This window comes from Burkholderia sp. RF2-non_BP3 (assembly GCF_001522185.1).
GTDB classification, from domain to species: Bacteria; Pseudomonadota; Gammaproteobacteria; order Burkholderiales; family Burkholderiaceae; genus Burkholderia; species Burkholderia diffusa.
The window spans coordinates 96,042-113,227 of sequence record NZ_LOSU01000040.1; the positions used below are offsets into that span (position 1 = coordinate 96,042).

22 protein-coding genes are annotated in these 17,186 nt (G+C 64.0%); 13 read left to right on the plus strand and 9 right to left on the minus strand.

Annotated elements, in window-relative coordinates:
- The first annotated feature begins 153 nt into the window (after nt 1-153).
- Nucleotides 154-471 carry a DUF736 domain-containing protein gene (locus WS45_RS21530; RefSeq protein WP_059701597.1) on the plus strand — a complete coding sequence of 106 codons (318 nt, stop codon included), beginning with the start codon at nt 154-156 and terminating at the stop codon, nt 469-471.
- Between the two features lie 39 nt (nt 472-510).
- On the opposite strand, the gene WS45_RS21535 is transcribed toward WS45_RS21530, so the two are convergent.
- Both WS45_RS21535 and WS45_RS21540 read right to left on the minus strand, forming a co-directional pair.
- Entirely contained in the window at nt 511-1,203 is a 693-nt protein-coding gene (locus WS45_RS21535; RefSeq protein WP_156437248.1) for a hypothetical protein, read from the minus strand.
- A 30-nt stretch (nt 1,204-1,233) separates the two neighbouring features.
- Nucleotides 1,234-1,533, minus strand: a complete 300-nt coding sequence (locus WS45_RS21540) for a helix-turn-helix domain-containing protein (protein WP_059529421.1) — start codon at nt 1,531-1,533, stop codon at nt 1,234-1,236.
- Nucleotides 1,534-1,851: 318 nt separating this feature from the next.
- Here WS45_RS21540 and WS45_RS21545 point away from each other — a divergent pair, with 318 nt between their 5' ends.
- The 10 genes from WS45_RS21545 (at nt 1,852) to WS45_RS21585 (ending at nt 9,178) form a co-directional block, all read left to right on the plus strand.
- Entirely contained in the window at nt 1,852-2,202 is a 351-nt protein-coding gene (locus WS45_RS21545; protein ID WP_059529424.1) for a DUF2958 domain-containing protein, read from the plus strand.
- 316 nt (nt 2,203-2,518) lie between these two features.
- Nucleotides 2,519-3,274, plus strand: coding sequence for a DUF2285 domain-containing protein (locus WS45_RS21550; protein ID WP_059529427.1), 756 nt, complete (start codon nt 2,519-2,521; stop codon nt 3,272-3,274).
- Between the two features lie 125 nt (nt 3,275-3,399).
- Nucleotides 3,400-3,681, plus strand: a complete 282-nt coding sequence (locus WS45_RS21555; RefSeq protein ID WP_059529959.1) for a helix-turn-helix transcriptional regulator — start codon at nt 3,400-3,402, stop codon at nt 3,679-3,681.
- A gap of 26 nt (nt 3,682-3,707) precedes the next feature.
- Nucleotides 3,708-4,541 carry a replication initiator protein A gene (locus WS45_RS21560; protein ID WP_179949253.1) on the plus strand — a complete coding sequence of 278 codons (834 nt, stop codon included), beginning with the start codon at nt 3,708-3,710 and terminating at the stop codon, nt 4,539-4,541.
- 241 nt (nt 4,542-4,782) lie between these two features.
- Nucleotides 4,783-5,421 (plus strand): ParA family partition ATPase, encoded by a 639-nt coding sequence (gene parA / locus WS45_RS21565; protein ID WP_059701599.1) that lies wholly within the window; start codon nt 4,783-4,785, stop codon nt 5,419-5,421.
- Nucleotides 5,418-5,669 carry a hypothetical protein gene (locus WS45_RS21570; protein WP_059529962.1) on the plus strand — a complete coding sequence of 84 codons (252 nt, stop codon included), beginning with the start codon at nt 5,418-5,420 and terminating at the stop codon, nt 5,667-5,669. Before parA ends, WS45_RS21570 begins: the two co-directional genes overlap by 4 nt.
- On the plus strand, nt 5,666-6,199 hold the full coding sequence (locus WS45_RS21575) for a DUF2840 domain-containing protein (RefSeq protein ID WP_059701601.1): 534 nt from the start codon (nt 5,666-5,668) through the stop codon (nt 6,197-6,199). The genes WS45_RS21570 and WS45_RS21575 overlap by 4 nt, the downstream gene beginning before the upstream one ends.
- Entirely contained in the window at nt 6,196-6,783 is a 588-nt protein-coding gene (locus WS45_RS21580) for a S26 family signal peptidase (RefSeq protein WP_059529439.1), read from the plus strand. The genes WS45_RS21575 and WS45_RS21580 overlap by 4 nt, the downstream gene beginning before the upstream one ends.
- Entirely contained in the window at nt 6,780-7,223 is a 444-nt protein-coding gene (locus tag WS45_RS33845) for a hypothetical protein (RefSeq protein WP_081332276.1), read from the plus strand. The genes WS45_RS21580 and WS45_RS33845 overlap by 4 nt, the downstream gene beginning before the upstream one ends.
- Nucleotides 7,220-9,178, plus strand: a complete 1,959-nt coding sequence (locus WS45_RS21585) for a relaxase/mobilization nuclease and DUF3363 domain-containing protein (protein WP_059701603.1) — start codon at nt 7,220-7,222, stop codon at nt 9,176-9,178. Before WS45_RS33845 ends, WS45_RS21585 begins: the two co-directional genes overlap by 4 nt.
- 168 nt (nt 9,179-9,346) lie before the next feature.
- On the opposite strand, the gene WS45_RS21590 is transcribed toward WS45_RS21585, so the two are convergent.
- From WS45_RS21590 to WS45_RS21615, 7 genes are all read right to left on the minus strand, one after another.
- Nucleotides 9,347-10,468: an acyltransferase family protein gene (locus WS45_RS21590; protein ID WP_059529445.1), complete on the minus strand. Its 1,122-nt coding sequence runs from the start codon at nt 10,466-10,468 to the stop codon at nt 9,347-9,349.
- Between the two features lie 18 nt (nt 10,469-10,486).
- Nucleotides 10,487-11,314, minus strand: a complete 828-nt coding sequence (blaOXA, locus tag WS45_RS21595) for a class D beta-lactamase (protein ID WP_059529448.1) — start codon at nt 11,312-11,314, stop codon at nt 10,487-10,489.
- A gap of 40 nt (nt 11,315-11,354) precedes the next feature.
- On the minus strand, nt 11,355-13,064 hold the full coding sequence (locus tag WS45_RS21600; protein ID WP_059529451.1) for a M56 family metallopeptidase: 1,710 nt from the start codon (nt 13,062-13,064) through the stop codon (nt 11,355-11,357).
- The gene (locus WS45_RS21605) at nt 13,061-13,450 is read right to left on the minus strand and encodes a BlaI/MecI/CopY family transcriptional regulator (protein WP_059529454.1); all 390 of its coding nucleotides are present in this window, start codon (nt 13,448-13,450) and stop codon (nt 13,061-13,063) included. The genes WS45_RS21600 and WS45_RS21605 overlap by 4 nt, the downstream gene beginning before the upstream one ends.
- Nucleotides 13,451-13,720: 270 nt before the next feature.
- Entirely contained in the window at nt 13,721-13,891 is a 171-nt protein-coding gene (locus WS45_RS35170; protein ID WP_155771103.1) for a hypothetical protein, read from the minus strand.
- Nucleotides 13,888-14,460 carry a GNAT family N-acetyltransferase gene (locus WS45_RS21610; RefSeq protein ID WP_059529457.1) on the minus strand — a complete coding sequence of 191 codons (573 nt, stop codon included), beginning with the start codon at nt 14,458-14,460 and terminating at the stop codon, nt 13,888-13,890. The genes WS45_RS35170 and WS45_RS21610 overlap by 4 nt, the downstream gene beginning before the upstream one ends.
- Before the next feature lie 54 nt (nt 14,461-14,514).
- Nucleotides 14,515-15,366, minus strand: a complete 852-nt coding sequence (locus tag WS45_RS21615; protein WP_059529965.1) for an AraC family transcriptional regulator — start codon at nt 15,364-15,366, stop codon at nt 14,515-14,517.
- A 58-nt stretch (nt 15,367-15,424) separates the two neighbouring features.
- Between WS45_RS21615 and WS45_RS21620 the strand changes: the two genes are divergently transcribed.
- The gene (locus WS45_RS21620) at nt 15,425-16,048 is read left to right on the plus strand and encodes a LysE family translocator (protein WP_059529460.1); all 624 of its coding nucleotides are present in this window, start codon (nt 15,425-15,427) and stop codon (nt 16,046-16,048) included.
- A 344-nt stretch (nt 16,049-16,392) separates the two neighbouring features.
- The gene (locus WS45_RS21625; RefSeq protein WP_059529463.1) at nt 16,393-16,869 is read left to right on the plus strand and encodes a hypothetical protein; all 477 of its coding nucleotides are present in this window, start codon (nt 16,393-16,395) and stop codon (nt 16,867-16,869) included.
- The last annotated feature ends 317 nt before the right edge of the window (nt 16,870-17,186 follow it).

Here is a 17,186-nt window from a genome sequence, read left to right on the forward strand (position 1 = left end):
CTGCGCGGCTTCCTCGCGGAACAAATTCTTTTCGCTTCCAGGTTCTCCACGTTGTTGCGACCGCTGCGCGGTGCGGCCCGCCCATCCCCCGCCGGCCGGTTCACAACAAGGACGCACTGGCGCGACCTTGTTCAACCCGAACGGAGAAACATCATGGCTAACATCGGCACCTTCACCGCAGAGAAAGACGGCTTCACCGGCACGCTTCGCACCCTGATGCTCAACGTCAAGGTCAAGCTGATTCCCAACGACAAGGGCGACAACGAGAAAGCCCCGGACTACCGCCTGCAGGCGGCCGGCCACGACTTCGGCGCGGCGTGGAAGAAAACCAGCGAGGCCAAGCGGGAATACCTGTCCGTGACCCTCGACGATCCTTCATTCCCGGCGACGGTCTACGCCCGCCTGATCGAGAACGAGGACGGCACGTACGACCTGATCTGGTCGCGCAGCAGGCCGCAGCAGGCGGGCTGATCGCAGCCACAAAGCCCCGCGCACTGCGGCGGGGCTTTCCTATGATGGAACTTCCGGCGGCTTGGACCCGCCCTGGACGACCTCAATCGTCATAGACATTGAAATTTGAGGCACACCTCCCGGCGATGGAGGCGACTGAATATCGTGTGCAGGGAAGAAGGTCGCTACATCGCGATAGATAGCGTCGATCAACCGAAACAGAGCAACGAACGACATTGTAAGACTGCGGAGTCTCATGCCCTCACCATCGTCTGACAGCGTCACGAGGATTGGGCCATCGCCGGTTTGGCCTGCGGCGATCTGAGAATGCATGTGTTCCTGTTGCCTGCGAAAAGCGTTTAGGGATTGTCGCTCGTCATCTAACGCGAGAACAAATGCCGATGGCATTTCTCCCTTGTCTGCCAAAGCCCGGATGCACGCTACCGCTTTTTCCAGCGATGTAATGCAGTCTTCCATAGCAAACGCGAAGTCGAACACGGGCAAAAGTCGGCCTTTTTCCATCTCGGCAGAAGATCGTTTGCCTTCATTTATCTGCGCAAGTATTAACGATCGTGCATCGTTGTAGTGACGGGCCGTTTTGACAAGGCAATGCACCAGCCACGAACGCCACTTTCTTTTTTCGACCGAAACATCTGGCTCGAGCATGAACATGCCTACAAGCATGGCGTGCGAGCGAAGACCCTCAATGTTCAGGTGAAGCGGCGGCATGCCGCAATGTGTCGGTATGGCCATAGGGCGTTTCAACGGCCAGCTAGACCGCGATCATGAGTTCTCGATTTTCGATGCCGCAACGATTTCCTTCAGCTCCCGCTGGATTTGCGCAAGGAGCTGATCGGCATTGAGCGGGTCGCGCCCTGCGTATGCCAATGTCAAAAGCGTGAGTGGATGCACTTCCATGACCTCGCACAACTCGGTCAGCTTGTGCATGGTCGGATTTTTCTGATCGCGCTCCAGCGAACTCATATAGGTACGGCTGGATACGTCAGAGAACGCTTCCTGGCTTAAGCCACGCGCCTTCCTGACCATCCGTATCGCCGTCGCCAAAGAGGGTTTCGCTGCCACCTATGGTTTCCCCTAGAAAACCAAGATGACATCTCATTGCACCCTATAGGGCTACAATCTATAGTGTTCATTTGGCGGTGCTGATTTCCATATTCGTGCCTTTACGGAAATCCGCATCCGCGGATTCAAGCTGAACCAGAGAGTCACATTCGTGCCTTTCCTGACCTGCACAATTCCACTTTTACGCTTCCGTGGCTGTACGGATTCGACGGCTTGCGTCTTCATGCTTTCACAAGAAAGCACGCATCCGCTTCGTCAGTTCCGTGCTTCTCAAGAGAAGCGCATCCTTGCATTGTCGGATTCGTGAGATAGCCGCCCATGACCCAGCCGCTCGTCACCGCAGAACAGCGCGCGCAGCTGCTCGCCGCCGGTACAGTGCGTGCTGCGGGGCAGGACATTGACCCGCTGCCGGTGGTGCGGCTGTTCACGCCGGACGCGCATGCGACCTGGTTGCTGGCTTCGCTCGATCCCGCCGATGGCGATACCGCTTGGGGACTGATTGACCTTGGTATCGGGATGCCGGCGCTCGGGACGGTCAAGCTGTCCGACTTGGCCGGCATCGTCGGGCCGCAGCTACGGCCTGTCTTGCGCGACCTCTATTTCCACGCCGCACGGCCACTATCGGAGTACGTCAGGCTGGCGCAGCGTGATGGCTCCATTCCCGACTAATCGGGGCGTATTGTGTCTTTCTCAGTCTAGTTCAAGACGGTTACGGTCTGGATCGGCGTTTCGGCACCAAGCAGGTGCGACCGTGACCGAAAGAGACATGATGCGCGCCGCGGCTTGCGGCAAGGTGCCCGGTGCTGCGCGCCGTTTCCGTGCGGCGCAGCCGTCGCATTCGGACGACCCTTGCAAGGCATCGGAGCTGATCGGTCTTGACACCCCTTGTTACAGCTTGAGTCTACGTCCACTGGATGGCGCTCTGATGTTGTAGCTCCTGTGTTCGACGCCGTAGCGACGTTCCTGTTGAACGGGAGGTCGAATCATGGCTGATCGAAGTGCCGAAGCCTGGTATCCCACTGCCGCGTACCTGTATGTGCTGCATCTGGACGGCCCCTCCTTGGCGTGGGAGTACCTGCGCCGCCATCCCGACTACCGGCGCGACTGGCGGCGCTGTCGCCACCCGCCGGGCGCGGCGCACGCCTGGGGCTTGCGCCTGCTGGAAGACCCGGCACTGGATGCGCGTGACGCGCATCCAGACTGGTTTCCCGATCCTGTCGGCATGCTTCAGCTCTACCCGGATGCTGACCCGCCGCCGCATGCGGACGCCTTCGCGTTCTGGCGCATCCCCGGTCACAAACACCTGATCCACGATGGCAAGCGCCTGGTGCTGACGGCGCGCTGGCCCGGCTGCTGCGTGCGGCTCGCACTGTCACCGGGCCTGGCCGATGGCATGGCCTACCTGTATGCCGTCCGCGCGTGCGCCGAACCCTGCACGCACTACCGCACGATCATGGCCGAGCTGGACAAGCTGGCGACGGTGGACGAGGCCGCGCCTGCGGCGGCGGCCCGCTCTCGGCCCACGTCGGCCGCGCTGCTGGAATTGCACACCCTGCAGGCGCTCGACGCGACCCTTGCGGGCGTGTCCTTGCGCGAAACAGCCGCAGGGTTGTTCGGCGCCGAGGCCGTGGCCACCGGCTGGTACACGGACGGCGGCCTGCGCTCGCGCGTGCGCCGCCTGGTACGGCGTGGCCAATCGCTGATGCGCGGCGGCTACCGCCGCCTTGCACAGCTCGAATGACCCGGGGAGGGTCGTTTCGTCCACGGTGCAAAACGACCCTCAGCAGGACGCGCCGCTTTCCCAAGACTGCCTCCATCCGGTCGCGCTGTGTGGCCGGGCGTTCCTGACCGATGGAGGTTCATCCGATGCGACCCGCACCCTTGCGGCCTGCTGCCGCTGCCGCCACCACGCCGCCGCAACCCCAACGCTACCTCACCAACGACGAAGCCGCCGAGTACCTGCGGCTGTCGCCGCGCACGCTCGAAAAGCAGCGCGTGATCGGTGGCGGACCGAAGTTCCGCAAATTCGGTCGCCGCGTCATGTACGCGGTGGCTGACCTCGACGCCTGGGCCGACCAGCGCAGTTTCGAGGCCACGTCCGACCCCGAGTATGCCGAGCACCATTCGGCCGACAGTCGTGTGCGCTGATCGGCGGCTCGCCGGTGGCCATCGCCATGTCCAGCCCATCGCGGGAGCGGGAACAGCTCGACCTGTTCCGCGCCTTGCCGGGCGACATGGCGCCGCGCGATGCCCAGGACCTGATGGCGTATCCATTCTTCTCGCTGGCGAAGTCGCGGCGCACGGCGCCGATCGACTTCCGCAGCGGCAACGTCACCATCCGCGTGGAGGGCACGCAGGAACACGGCATCGCCACGATTTGGGATGCGGACGTACTGATTTGGGCGGCCTCGCAGATCGTCGAAGCGCGCGACGCGGGCTTGCGCCCGTCGCGCCTGATGCACGCCACGCCCTACGAGATCCTGCGTTTCATCGGCCGTGGGGTGTCGCTGCGCGACTACCAGCGCCTCAAGGCCGCGCTCGACCGGCTGCAATCGACCACCGTGGCGACGTCCATCCGCGAGACGACCGGGCGGCGCCTGCATCGCTTCTCGTGGATCAACGAATGGAAGGAGCTGGCCGACGCCCGCGGTACGCCGCTGGGCATCGAGCTAATCCTGCCGGATTGGTTCTACGCGGGCGTACTGGACGCCGCGCTGGTGCTGACCATCGACCCGGCGTATTTCCGGCTGACCGGCGGCATCGAGCGATGGCTGTACCGCCTGGTGCGCAAGCACGGCGGCAAGCAGCCAGGCGGTTGGCAATTCGACTTTCGGCACCTGCACCGCAAGTCGGGCAGCACGGCCAAGCCCTACGACTTCGCCTGCGACCTGCGCGCTCTGGTGGCGCGGCAGTCCATGCCGGGCTACGTCCTGGGCATCGTGCGCATGCCCGAGGACGGGGCCGAGTTGCTGACCTTCCGGCCCGTGCCGCAGACGGCACGGGGATAACTGCGGGAAAACGTGTGGACGGCCTCGTGCTATCAGGCGTGCCGGGTATCGTGCTATCGGGCGTGTCCCTATCGTGCCATCAGGCGTGCGAAATCGCCGCAAAGCCAATAACGGCGAGGGTTTCGGCGCTCTCTAACTTCCCTAACTCTAAATCTCTAACTTTTGAAAAGAGCGCGCCGTTTCGGTGGACAACCACGAAACGGCACGGCCGAGCCGGCTTTCCAACACGGAGGGCCGCGTCATGATCGTCGCGCTGCTCAACCAGAAAGGCGGCGTCGGCAAGACCACGCTCGCCACCCACATCGCGGGTGAACTCGCGCTGCGCGGTCAGCACGTCGTCCTGCTGGACGCCGACCCGCAGGGTTCTTCGCTGGACTGGACGCAACGGCGTGCCCAGCAGGGCTTGCCGCGCTTGTTCAGCGCCGTGGGCCTCGCCCGCGAAACGCTGCACCAGGAAGCGCCGGAGCTGGCCCGCCGTGCCGATCACGTCATCATCGACGGCCCGCCGCGCATCGCCGCCTTGGCGCGTTCCGCGCTGCTGGCGGCCGAGCGCGTACTGATCCCGGTGCAGCCGAGTCCCTATGACGTGTGGGCCAGCGCCGAGATGGTGATGCTCATCCGCGAGGCGCAGGTGTTCCGGCCGCAGCTAGCAGCGGCCTTCGTCATCAACCGACGCATCAGCACCACCATCATCGGCCGCGAAGCACGGCAGTCGCTCGCCGAACAGCCGCTGCCGGCGCTGCACGCCGAGGTGCACCAGCGCATCGTGTTCGCCGACAGCGTGGCCGCTGGCCGGCTTGCACGCGAGACGGCACCGGACAGCGCCGCCGCACGCGAGATTGCCGCGCTGACTGACGAGCTGCTGCGGTGGCCGACATGAGCCAGCGCAACGGCAAACGCGTCGGCATCGGCGCACGTCCGCCCGCGAACCCGCACGCCGAGGCGTGGATTCGCCAGGGCGACGCCGACGGCCTCCAGAAAGGCGATCTCTACACCGCGCGCCTGACCCTCGACATCACGCCTGCGATGCGCGCCCGCATCAAGGTGTCGGCGTTCACCCAGGGTGTGACCGTCGCCGAACTGCTGCGCGCTTTGCTGGAACGCGAGTTTCCGGAGACGACCCCATGAACGCGCAATTCTCGACGGTCACGGCTGCGCCGCCGCCATCGCTCGCGGTGCTCGCCGGCCAGGCCGGCGCCGCGCCGCTGACCCGCGTATCGCTCGCCTACGTCGAGCAGCGCATCGACCTCTACCTGCGCTTTGGCGAACCGGCGCGCACCGTCCGCCTCGATCGCTGGCGGCGCGTCGCGGTGTTCCTGCCCGGTGCCGTGTTCTGTCGCATCCGCTGGCAGGCCAACGACTACGGCACCATCCGCTGGCAGCTCATGGTGATGCAGGCGTGCACGCCGCTGGACGCGGCTCAGCGCATCCCCGGCGTGCTGCCCGGCGCGTGCCTGCTGCTACACGCCGAAGGCGAACCCCCCGTGCGCGCCGTGCTGGCGCAGCTCGACGCCATTGAGGCGCAAGGCATCGCGCCTGCCGACGTGTCGCCCGCGTACTGGCGAACGCTCGGCAACCGTCTCGCCGCGCGCCTGCCGCTGCCGGCATACACCGCCGAGCGGCACGCCGCTTGGCGGGCCGGGAGGATGCTGCCATGACCACGCTTTCCACGTCCGGTACTGTGCCACGTCCTCGCTCGCGCCTGCGCGCTTGCCTCGTGCTTGGCGGCGTATCCGCCTGCGGCCTCGCTGCGCTGGCCTGGGTGTCCTTCCTGCCTGACGATATGCGGCCGCTGCCGCGCCTGACCTACAACCCGTCCGACAGCGTGGCGGTCGGCTGGTATCGCGTCGAGCCACTCTATCACCGGGCCCCTCCGTTGGCCGTAGACAGCATCGTGCTCGTCCCGCTGCCGGCCGAAGCCGCCGCGCTGGCTGCACGGCGCGGCTACCTGCCGACGCACGTGCCGTTGCTCAAGCGCGTGGGTGCGGTCGCGCCGCAGGAGGTGTGCATCGTCGGTCGTAGCGTGCGCATCGACGGTGTGCCAGCCGCCACCGCGCTTCCCGCCGACCGGCTGGGCCGGCCGCTGCCGTCGTGGACGCAATGCCGTCGCCTTGAACCCGGCGAGCTGTTCCTGTTGAGCACGACCAACCCAGCATCGTTCGACAGCCGGTATTTCGGCCCGGTCGGTGCATCCACCGTGCTCGGCATCGCGCATCCGGTCTGGCTGGAGACACGCCGATGATGGCCGCCGATTCGCTGCGCTTCATCGTGCCATCCGGCGTGTCGTCCTGCTGGCCGTCGCCGTGTCGCCGCGCGTGTCGTGCGAGCGCATCCGCGTCGCACGTCGCGCAACATCCGGCGCCGCTTTCCCACGTGCAGGCGTCTTGCCTCGAACGCGCCCGGCCGGTGGCCGTGGCCGCGTTCGCCGGCGCGCTGGCTGCAAGCAGCGCCGCGCCGCCGGGCCGTCCACGCCCTGAGCGACAGCGCAGGGCAAAGGCGGAAGGCAAGATAAAAGGTCGCGGCACATGGCCGCTTGAAAACCTTGTCTGCACATGGGGGGGGCGCGGCACGCGCCACGGGGCGGCAGCGTGCCGCGAAGGTGCGCAATGCCGCATCGGTATTGGCGAAGTCGCGTGCTTTGTCCGCTGGACTGCGCCGGCGTTGGATGGGGCCATACCATGAGCCAGCGCGACGACGACCGATTTCGCGTCCGGCCTGGCACTCCGAAGCAGCGAGGCGATGCCTACGTCAACAAGGTTCTGCGGCAAGCCAACAAGGCCGGCGCGAAGCTTGGCAAGGCGGCAGGCAAGGTCAGCCAGCGACCCGGTTCCCGGCTGGGCCGCGGCCACGTTACGGCGCGCTTCGCAGGCCGGGGACTTGGGGCCAACGCCCGGCGCGTGACGATCAAGGCGCGGCTGGTCAATCTGGCGCAGGCCGGGCCGCGCTCGACCGCCGCGCACCTGCGCTACATCGAGCGGGAAGGCGTCGATCGCCAGGGCGGGCCGGGCCACGCCTACGGGCCGACGACCGACGAGGCGGACACCAAGGCGTTCGAGGAACGCGGGCGCGAGGATCGGCACCAGTTCCGGTTCATCGTCTCGCCGGAGGATGCCGAACAGATCGACGATTTGCGTACCTACACCCGGCACCTGATGGCGCGCATGGAGGCCGACCTGGGGACGCGGCTGGAATGGGTGGCCGTCGATCACTGGAATACCGACAACCCGCACACGCACGTCGTCCTGCGCGGCAAGGACGACACCAGCAAAGACCTCATCGTTTCCCGCGACTACATCGCCGAGGGGATGCGCCGGCGGGCGTCGGAATTGGCGACTGAATGGCTGGGGCCACGCACCGAACTGGAGCTGCAGCGCGCCATGCAGCGCGAAGTCGATCAAGAGCGGTGGACGGGCCTGGATCGCACCTTGCAGCGCGAGACCGGTGACGATGGCCTGGTGCGCGTCGAACGCTTCGCCGAACCTAGGTTGCAAGGCCAGCGGCAAGTGCTGATCGGCCGCCTGCAACATCTGCAGCGAATGGGCCTGGCGTCCGAGCCTCGGCCCGGCACGTGGGCCGTCCATGCCGACGCCGAACTGACCCTGCGGGCGATGGGCGAACGTGGCGACATCATCCGAACGATGCAGCGGGCCATGAGCGGCAAGCAGCGTGAATTAACTGTATTCCAGTCTGGCGAGGGTGGCCGCGCCGTCGTTGGCCGTGTCGTCGGCAAGGGGCTGGCCGACGAACTGTACGACAAGGGCTATCTGATCGTGGATGGCACGGACGGCAAGGCGCACTATATCGCGCTGCCACCGCGCGCCGAACTGGAGAAGTATCCGACCGGGGCCGTGGTGGAAGTGAAAGGGGCGGCCGACGTGCGCGCGGCTGACCGCAACATCGCCGCGCTGGCTGTTGATGGCGTGTATCGCACCGATCATCACCTGGCCGTCGCCCAAGGTCAGGCGACGCCCGAGCGCGATCCGCGCGAAGTGGTGGCCGCCCATGTGCGCCGGCTCGAAGCTTTGCGCCGCGTCGGCATCGTGGAGCGCGAGGCCGAAGGCGTCTGGCGCCTGCCCGACGACCTGGCCGAGCAAGGTCGCCAGTACGACGCGCAACGCCTTGGTGGCGGCGTGATGGTGGAGTTGAAATCGCACCTACCCATCGAGCGACAGACCCGCGTGATCGGAGCCACGTGGCTCGACCAGCAGTTGATTGGCGGCGGCAAAGGCCTGGGCGACCTTGGCTTTGGGGCCGAGGTCAAGGACGCGCTGCGCCAGCGAGCCGAGTTCCTGGCCGAACAGGGACTGGCCGAGCGTCGCGGGCAGCGTGTCGTTCTCGCGCGCAACCTGTTGGCAACGCTGCGCCGGCGCGAATTGGCGCAGGCTGCCAAGGACATTACCGCCACAACCGGTCTGGAACATCGCCCCGTCGCCGAGGGGCAGCGCGTGGCCGGCATCTACCGGCGCTCCGTCATGCTCGCCAGCGGGCGCTACGCGATGCTCGATGATGGTATGGGGTTCTCGCTCGTGCCGTGGAAGCCGGTGATCGAACAGCGGTTGGGGCAGCAGCTCACCGCTACGGTGCGAGCCGGCGGAGTGTCGTGGGAGGTTGGGCGACAACGTGGCCTGGAAATTTAGGCGCGCATCTTCCACGGCGCTTCTCAAAGGTTCGGCCATTAGCCAGTCGGATACCAGAGCAATGCCTGGCCGGCCAGCGCCGCATCCAAGAAAGCGTCACTTAACTGGGAATTTTGTGGGCTTGCCGCGTTACTCCGGCGCGCTGCCGCTTCGAACCGCGACCCAGCGTTAGCGCGTAGCCCGGAATACAACGCCAGAACGTTGCCGTAGCCAGCGATTCAGGGGCGTGGAGTAGCCGCGGGACACCAGCGCGCCCAGCAGGCATGATCCGGCGAAATAGGCCAGCAGCAACCCAAGCCTGGCGTCGCTTAGGAGCTGCGCCGGTGGCAGCCAGGTGCGCAGCAGGCCCAGCACCAGCAGGTGCAGCAGGTAGATCTCGTAGCAGTCGCTGCCGCAACGTGTCAGGATGCGCCGCGACAGGCCGGGCGAACTATGTCTCGCCGCGGGGCGGCCGAGCAGAAGCAAGGCGGTTCCTAGTGCCATGGCACTGACGCCGAGAATGTTGCTCTGGCTGATCGGCCACATCAGGTAGAGCAGTGTCATGGTGATGCCGATCAATGGACGGACGTATGGCCGCTGCAACGCCGGCCATGTCCGCCGCCGCGCAAGGACACCAGCGCAGCAACCGATGGCGATGGCGTCGAAGCAGGCGAGATAGCCATACAGATAGGCCTCACCGTTTCCCTGGTTGGCGAGGCGGTAGAGCGGGCCGGCAACAACTAGGACGGCGGCCAGCAACGCCAGTCGCGTGCTACGCCGCAACAACACACAAGCCAATGGAAACAGGAGGTAGAAGGCCATCTCGACCGACAGCGACCACATCACGCCCAGCGGATAGTTGATCCATCCCTCGCGGATGACCAGTACATTCATCCAGGCGCCTAGCGCGGCGGCGTTGGTCGTCCACAGCGGCACCGTGCTCGCCGCCCGGTTGCCGAACAGCGGCAGGCCGGCCAGCGCGAGCGCGTCGACCGCCGCGAGCGTCAGGACCAGCATGGGAAGGATTCGCGCGAAGCGCAGTCGCCAGAACGACACCGTCCGAATGGCGTCGAGTCGGCCCCAGCGCTCCAGCGAGTTGCGGGTGATCAGAAAGCCCGATATCGCAAAGAAAATCGTTACGCCGTAGTTGCCGTTACGCGCGATGGCGCGCAACAGCGGCCAGCCAAGCAGGCCGGCAAGCGTGGTATCGCCAAGGGAATAGGCGATATTGAAATGATGCAGCAGTACCAGCAGGATCGACAGGCCGCGCAGGAGGTCGATGGCGTCGTCGCGTGTATCAGAGGCGTTCATGATCGGGCGTTGCCAGGCTTACTTGCGGGGCGTGCCGACCATGGCGGGCCAGTCGTGCATCAAGTCGTCGCGGGCGCGCAAGCCGGCGTTGGGCTTGGTTGCGCGCTCGTCCTGCACCAGGCGGGCGAACACCAACTGGCGGCCGTCCTTGCGGGCCCAGCCAACGAACCAGCCGTAGGCGTTGGCAGCGTTGTAGACGCCGTTACTGCCGGGTGAGCCGGTGCCGGTCTTGCCGTACAGGCGCCAGCCGCCGGCCTCGCCAACGTCGAATAGGCTTTCCGCCAACTCGTAGGCCGCAGCCTTGACCGGCAATTGCCGGTTGACGACTTTGCGCAGGAAGGCCAGCTGCTCCAACGGCGAAATGCGTAGCGACGAGATGATCCACGCGCCGTCCGTGCCGTTGTGCTTGCCTGGCTCGCCCGAGACATCCTCGTTGCCGTAGTGGAACGCCGAGGTATAGCGCTGGAAGCGCTCTTGTCCCAATGCCTTGGCGGCCAACTGCGAATACCAGACCACCGAGTATTTGATCCAGCGCGCTGGATCCGTGGGCTGGCGCCAGGCGTCACCGCCCCAGTCGGGGTAGCCTGGCCGATAGTTCCAGACCGGTTCGTGCGGGCTTTGCAGGATGCCGGCATCCGCGCCCATCAGGGCGATGGGCAGTTTGAAGGTCGAGGCGGGCGTGTAGCGTTCCGCGCAAGCCTGCTGCGTGCCTTGCTGGAAGACGATTCGGCCGTCGGCGGCGTCGGCGACGACGGTGCATAGGACGGTCGCACGGGCCGGGGCGGCGGCCAGCGCGAACAGGGAAAGGGCTGTGCCGACAGCGAACGAAGAGAGTCGAATGGTCATGATCGATGAAATGGCGTCGGGGGAAAGCGGGAGGAAGGGCTCACGCGTTGTCAGAACGGCCGTTGAGCAGGACCAGCGTCAGGTCGCGGTCCTCGATATGAATGCGCATGGCCAGGCAGCGCCCAGCTTCGGCGGAAGTGCCGGTCTTGGACAGGCGGATATTCCAGCCCTGCGCGCCGACCAGTGGGTTGGTGTTGTGGTAATGCAGCCGATTGCCAGCCGCCTCGACGGTCTCGGCGAGCGCAGTGGTGTCGCGCGCGATTTGCGGGTAGGCAGCGGCCGCACCAACAATCTTGCCGATGTCTGCGGCACTCGCGCGATTGGCGGTCGACAAGCCGGTAGCTTCTTCGAGCGTAGTGTGTTCGAGGTGTAGCGCCGCGGTCTTGCGCCGCAATGCTTGCGCGAAGGCTGGCTCACCGCCCGGGTAGGTGCGGGCTAAGGCGTGGGCCGCGCGGTTGTCCGACGCCATCAGCGCCAGCTTGAGCAGGGTCTCCAGCGTCACGCTGGCGCCCACTGGCAGCGGCGAGGCCGCGCCCGAGGCCGTGGCGCTCGCATCGCGTTCGTCGATGAGAATGCGACGCGACAAGTCCGGCACCGTATCCAGAACCACCATGGCCGTCATCAGTTTAGTCAGCGACGCGATCGGCACGGCCTCGTTCTCGGCGCGGCCGAGCAGCGTGGCGCCGGAGCGGGCATCCAGCACCAGCACGTGGGACGCGCCGCTCGCCTCGACCAATGCCTGTATCCCCGGTAGCTGTGCCATGAGGCGTTGCTCTTCCTGCGCCGACAAGGGATGCGTTCGTCCGGAGGTCAGCGCTGACCAGGCGCCAAAGCCTGCCAGCGCAATTGATAGGGTCGTGACAGGTAGGGCCACCGCGCGCCGAGCGGAAAGACTCTCGGGCCGCACCAGACGGCGGATGCGGTCAAGCAATTCACCGTCGCGCGCGCCGGGAGCCACCGGCACCGGCGTGCCGATCTCGGAGTTGTCCAGGGCGTGCAGGGCGCGCGCCAGCGGCATGGGACTGCCGATCAACGCTGCCGCAATCTGGTCGGCGATGCGCTCGCGTTCGATACGAATAGCGCGGGACAGTGACCAGATGGACGGGTGGAAGAACAGTAGAACCTCCGCCGCATGTTGCAACAGGTTGATCAGATAGTCATGGCGTCGTACGTGCGCCAACTCATGCGCCAGCAGCGCCGCCAACAGGTCCGCTGGCATTCCGGTGACGAGCGAAGCCGGTACCAGGATCACCGGCTTAAACCATCCGGCCGTGACGGGCGTGGACAGGTTTCGCACTACCCGCAACCCAACCGTGCGCGAGAGCCGCAGGCGGCGCGCCATGTCGGCCACACGCGCCTGCCAGGCGGGATCGATCCACGGGGCGCTGGCACGCACAATGCCACGCAGCCATGTCAGTCCGAGACACACTCGCAGCGCCGCGACTGCACTGCCGACTAGCCAGGCCAACGCTAGCCACAACGGCCAGGCCAACGTTGCGCTGTCGGCTACAGCCGGGGCGTCGGGCGAGGTGGGCGGCAGGCCGCGCCACGCCAACGCCACCTCGGCCACGCCAACACCGACGCTGGAGAAAAGCGCTGTTCCGAGCAACACATAACGCAGTTTCGCGTCGTCTGGCCGCGTAAGTGACAGTAGCGCTAGCGTGGCGGCGTGGAGGCACAGGATTTTCCAAGCCAGCGCCGGCAGGCCACCGCCAATGGCCCAGGCGGTGGCAAGCAGAAGGTCGCTCACAGTTTGTCGTCGCGCAGGAGGGCTTCTATTTCCGCGCGGTCTTTCTTGCTGACGTAACCTCCGCGCAGGGCGGCCAGAACCAGTGCCTTGCCCGAGCCGGCGAAAGCCTTGCCAATCAGATCCTTGATCAGGCGGCCCTGCGTCGCCCTCTGGCTTTGCGCAGCGGCATAGACATGGGAGCGTTGGCTTTCATCGCGTGTCAACACGCCCTTGCCATGCATGATCTGCATCAGTCGCAGCACGTTTGCGTAGGTGATGCCGTCGCGCCGGGCGGCCATGGCGGCGTGGACTTGCTTGACGGTGGCGGGGCCGGTTTCCCACAACGTCTGCAGCACGTCGAGTTCGGCGGCGGTCGGCTTGGCGCTGGGCTGGTTCCTGTTAGCCATGAAAAAGGACGGTACAAGGCAAAATGTGCGTCTAGAATAAATTGTCTAGAACAGTTTGTCTACGACAATGACGGCACCTCCGACGCCCTCGGAAGTTCGCAAACTTGAGTGAACTTCTAGACCCCGCGACAGAGGAGGCAACATCGATGTCGGGAGCCGCGCAGCGCCGCTTCGAGAACGGCACCTTCCTATTGCGGCCTGCAGCGCTAGCATTGACGTGTGAGGTATGGGCTGCCTGCCGCAGGTTGAAAATTGATAACCAGCAGGTGGTCAGTTTTCGGTCGGCAGGAACGCCGTGTAGCGACGCGTCGCGAAATCGAGCGTACCGAAGCTGAGCGTGCAGTCCTCGCCGTGACGGCTCAGATAACGGTAGGCGAGCGCGTCACCATTCGCGGCGGTGCGGTGCGTGCACAGCTCGACGAAATTCCCGAACGCCGTCATTGCGCGCCTCCCGTCGCCGCTTGCCGTAGAGCCCGCCATTCGCGGCTCAGCAACGCATAGCCGTACTCGTCGGACCACGCACCTTTGAAGAAGATGTTCTCGCGATAATGCCCTTCGCGGCGAAAGCCCTGTCGCTCAAACAGACGCTGCGCGCGTACGTTGTGCGCGTCCACCGTCGCGACGATGCGGTGCTTGCCAAAATCTGCGAACAGCAGTTCGATCACCCGCGACACCGCTTCGAGCGCAAAGCCATGCTGCTGCGCGGCGACGTCGAACGTTGCGCCCAGCTCGGCCTGCCGCCCTTCGTCGAAGAAATGCACCGCGACGTCGCCGATCAGCGCGCCGTCGGCCTGGTGCTCGGCCGCGATCTGGAACCACGTGCCGTCGGTGTCGAACTCAAGCGTCTGCTGCTCGGCGAAGAACGCCGCCGCGTCGGCATCCGCGTACGACGACCAACTCTGATAGCGCGCGACGTCAGGATGGTTCCTGTATGCGGTGAACGCGGCAAGATCGCCGCGTTTGAACGGGCGCAGGACGAGGCGTTCGGTGGAAATGGGAAAAGTGGTCATGCGGGTTCCTTCGTGGCGGAATCCAGACGCGCGCAGGGCACCGGGAGGTGCGCACTATCGTGACTCGTGTGCGTTTGAGACACTGCGCGTTGTTTCAATCCACCTCCGGGGTGTGAAACCGAAGGCCCCTTTGAAGTGTCGCGTCATATGGCTTTGGTCAGCGAAGCCGGCTTCGGCGGCGGCCACCGAAAGCGATGCTCCCTTCTCGAGCAGATTCCGCGTGATATCGAGTTGGCGCAAAGTGCGGAACCGGCGGGGGCTGGTGCCGAACAACAGGCGGAATTGCCGGGCGATGGTCCATCGATCCATTCCGGCAATTTGTTCCAGTTCAGTCATCTTGAACTGCCTGATCGGTTCCGCTGTAATCATGTCTCGCACTCGGGAAAGTTGCGGAAGTGCCAGAGGTTCTGTTTTGCGGATGCCACGATTTCCAGCCGCTTCTTCGAGAAAATCAGCGATAGAGACGATGAATTCGGTTCGCGACAGATCGTCGAACGGCTCATCGAAACGCATCAGCCTTCCAGTGATGTCGTCTGGCAAACGAGATATGTCTGTTACCGGCGAGCCAACAAAGGGTAGCGTGCGGCCGCGCAAGGCGGCTTGAACGAGAGCGGGATCGATATAGGCGATGCGATAGGCAAATCCTGCTTCCGTCGCAGCCTTGCCATCATGGAGTTCATCGGGATGCAGGATGTGGCATTGCCCCGGTAGGCAGTGGTGTTGCTCGCGGCGATAACGAAATGCCTGAACCCCGCTCACAGTAATGCCAATGGCATAGGTATCGTGACGATGAGCGGAAAAGGCTTCCCTGGAGAAGCTTGCTTGCGCAAGCTGCAGACCCTTGGCATCGGGTCCAAATATCAGTCCATGGCTACCGCTGCAGGGCAGCTCCGCACAATCATTCAAGACAGTCTCTCCATCGCTCATCTAACGTCAAGATCGTGATCATTTTGACGGAGCTTACATGCATGATTCAGTGGCGTGGATGCCGGGCAATTGGCAGCCGATTCTGCTCTTCGTACTCCAATCATTGCTTATTATGGGTAGCCCTGGGCCCTCAACCGTCAGTGTAACAGCCGTCGCGGCTTCTTATGGCGTTGGTCGCTCGCTCCGCTATACATGGGGTTTGATTGCAGGAACGATAGCTGCGCTAGTGTTGGTTGCGTTCGGCGTTATGGCTTTCGTGACGTCGTTTCCGTTCGGGGCGCGTGCTCTGAGCATCGTTGCGGCAATCTATATCTGCTATCTCGCTTACCAGATCGCGACCTCTCCACCTTTGTCGAGCCTTCCGGACCAAGCCGCCGCCCCTCCGTTCGTGGCGGGTTTTGTCCTTGCGGTTGCCAATCCCAAGGCCTATCTCGCAATTGCCGCTGTATTTGCGGGAGCTACGATTTACACCGAGAGCGCCATTGATGCTTGGATGAAGACATTGATCTTGAGTCTCATGATCGTTGTGATTCATTTTGGATGGTTGCTGGCGGGAACGATGCTGTCGAGGCTATTACGCCATCCTTTGACCTCACGTGTCGTGAACGTGTTCATGGCCCTCCTCCTAGTGGGGATGACCGTCTTTGAACTGATCAAGTAATGGAACAAGTAATGTAATACGTTAAATCGATGATCATTGCGGGGAAGATGCCGTTGCCATATCTTCGATGATCCCATCTTTCTTGATAATCGCCCGGCATCACCCGTGCAAGCGGCGCGCCTGAGCCAGTGGGCGGCAAGATCACGATGCGGTATTCGATACGTCGAGACTGAAACCGTATGGTTTTGCATTCGGATGCCACAACCTGTGCCGGATATATATAAGAAAGGTTCTGCAACGGTTGGACGCCGCTGCCCAAAGTCGGCAACGGATCAGAGGGCATCGTGGGTACTAAACTAAGAATCAGATTCTAATCACTAGGAGCCGATGTCGGAGCGCCAGACATGCAATATGCACTCGATGTCTTTATCGATACGCTGAAGTCTTTCGGGATCTACCCAGAGAGCGAAGCCGTCGAGCGCTCGGGGCTGCAACTCACCCAAGAGGTCGGCCGAAGGAAGACTTATCGAGACAGTCGATCAAACAAGTTTAGTGTGTACAGTGGTGTTAAAGGCAAAATCAATTCGGTCGAGATGACCCTCAGATCAACAGATATGGACAGCTTAGACGGGCCGAACGAATATGAAGCCGTTATCACTAGCTTCAATGACGATTTTGATAACGTCTGGGCGGACCTAGGCAGAATCCTCGGAAACACCGGTGTAGTATCCGAGAACCCCTATCGCGATGCCCTGCGTGCAGTTAGCTGGCACATTGACCCAGAAAATCAGCTCACTCTTGAGCTACGCCACGAGGACAAGGAGTTGCCGGTCCGCCTTGTGATGGCCTTCCTGGCGCCGCGAGAGGAAGAGTCAGCGTAGGGACGGCTTGCCGCCTCGGTTACTTCCGGACGAGTGCCGGACGTTTGTGCCAGGCGAGGCGGTGCGCCAGAGACTCGGTGATGGGAGCGCGCGGCTGGATTGCTGCCCTTCCGCGTTGATGTTCCCCTCGCGAGACAAAGGGATAAGGATGCCCGTGGTCAGATGAGGCAATTGCGTGCTCGGTAGCACTATGGGGCGGCCTAACCCCGTATTGACAGTTTTTGTGCCATTTCAGCCTGGTAACGTGTGCGTTGCCGCTGCGTGCGTCAAGGCAGGTCGAGGCCAATAGAACGAGCATCATCACATGCCCTTATCAA